This window comes from Methylibium sp. T29-B (assembly GCF_000576225.1).
Taxonomy (GTDB): Bacteria; Pseudomonadota; Gammaproteobacteria; order Burkholderiales; family Burkholderiaceae_C; genus Methylibium; species Methylibium petroleiphilum.
On the sequence record NZ_AZSN01000348.1, the window covers coordinates 1 to 1,390 of the forward strand.

The 1,390-nt window shown below is 74.3% G+C and carries 2 protein-coding genes and 1 pseudogene; all 3 read left to right on the forward strand.

The features are described from left to right. A partial coding sequence (locus Y694_RS21820) for an ATP-grasp domain-containing protein (RefSeq protein ID WP_231497841.1) occupies positions 1–470 on the forward strand: 470 nt, incomplete at its 5' end. After that, a complete protein-coding gene (locus Y694_RS26915; protein WP_051495979.1) occupies positions 463–1,059 on the forward strand; it encodes a hydantoinase/oxoprolinase family protein in 597 nt (198 codons plus the stop codon). The genes Y694_RS21820 and Y694_RS26915, both read left to right, overlap by 8 nt. After that, positions 1,059–1,390 (forward strand): annotated as a pseudogene (locus tag Y694_RS26920) (hypothetical protein); the annotation flags it as partial. The gene Y694_RS26915 and the pseudogene Y694_RS26920, both read left to right, overlap by 1 nt.

Genomic DNA, 1,390 nt, shown 5'->3' on the forward strand with positions numbered 1-1,390 from the left:
GGCACGCAGGACACCCGGCGCCACGCGCAGCGCGCCGCGGCGCAGTCCGACCTCCAGCAGCGCCGCGCACGCGGCGCGTCGGCCACGCTCGAGCCTGGGTCGACGGCGAGCCTCTGAGCCTGTCGCTGCTGTGTCGCGACGGCTCGGCCGAACTGCTCAGCATCAACCGCCAGCGCATCGCCATTGCGGACGACGGCCAGTTGAGCGACGAGGGCGTGACCATCAACGCACTGGCGCTCGACGACGCGCGCGCCCCGGCGCTGGCCCGCACCGCGCAGGCGGTGGCGCGGGCGGTGCCCGGCCTGCGCGGCTTCGTCGGCATCGACCTCGTCTGGCATCCGCAGCGCGGGCCGGTGGTGATCGAGGTCAACCCGCGCCTGACCTGCGCCTTCGTGGGCCTGTCGGCCGCGCTCGGGCGTCCGCTGGCGGCCGAGATCCTGGCGCTGCACGAGGAGCCGGTCGATGCCTGAGCGTGTCGTTGTCGGCTGGGACATCGGCGGCGCGCACGTCAAGGCCAGCTGGGTCGAGCGCGGCGTGCTGCGCGACGTGACGCAATGGGCCTGCCCGCTGTGGCAGGGCCTCGACCGTCTGCACGCGGTGCTGGCCGAGGCGCAGGCGCGCTGGCCGCAGGCCAGCGGTGCCGTGCACGCGATCACGATGACCGGCGAGATGGTCGACCTGTTCGAGCACCGCGAGGCCGGCGTCGTGGCGCTGGCTGCAGCGATGGGCGACGCGCTCGACGGTCCGCTGTGGTTCTACGCCGGCGAGCGCGGCTGGTGTGCGCCGGCCGACGTGGCCGCGCAGTGGCAGGCCATCGCCTCGGCCAACTGGTGGGCGACCGCCGCGCTGGCGGCGCAGGCGCTCGGCGAGGGCGTGCTGGTCGACATCGGCAGCACCACCACCGACCTGATCGCGCTGCGGGGTGGGACGGTGCGCGCGCAGGGCCGCAGCGACGCGGACCGGCTGCAGAGCGGCGAACTGGTCTACCAGGCGTGGTCCGCACGCCGCTGTGTGCGCTGGCCCCGCGGGTCGTGTTCCGCGGCCGGGCATCGAACGTGATGAACGAGTTCTTCGCGACCACGGCTGATGTGTACCGGCTCACCGGCGAACTCGATCCGGCGCACGATCTCCATCCCGCGGCCGACGGTGGCGCCAAGGATGCTGCCGCGACCCGCCGGCGCCTGGCACGCATGATCGGCCTGGACGCGCGTGATGCCGACGAGTCCGACTGGCTTGCCTTCGCGAACGCGTGGCGCGAACTGCAGCTCGACGAACTGCAGGCCAGCTCGAACGCGTGCTCCTCGCAGCGCCGATCGCGGCCTCGGCGCCGCTGGTCGCCGCCGGCTGTGGCGACTTCCTGGCCGAGGCGCTGGCGCGGCGCATCGGCGGC